General features: G+C 55.1%; 1 pseudogene. It reads left to right on the plus strand.

Annotated elements, in window-relative coordinates:
• Nucleotides 1-265, plus strand: a pseudogene (locus tag KEHDKFFH_RS20455) (IS5/IS1182 family transposase); the annotation flags it as partial.

Below are 265 nucleotides of genomic sequence, written 5' to 3' on the forward strand. Positions count from 1 at the left end.
TTATACCGACAGCACGCACCTCAAGGCGAACGCCAACAAGAACAAGTACGATCTGAAACAGGCAGAGGAGAAGGTGGCGGCCTACCTGGACAGCCTGGAAGATGCCATCGAAGGCGATCGCAANGCTCAGGGTAAAAAGCCNTTGAAAACGAAGCTGTCCGAGCAGCCAGCCAAGACCAAAGACACCAAAATCAGCCGTACCGATCCGGACAGTGGCTATATGGTCCGGGAGGGTAAGCCCAAGGGCTTCTTCTACCTGGACCAC

It is taken from the genome of Marinobacter maroccanus (assembly GCF_002933275.1).
Lineage (GTDB): Bacteria > Pseudomonadota > Gammaproteobacteria > Pseudomonadales > Oleiphilaceae > Marinobacter > Marinobacter maroccanus.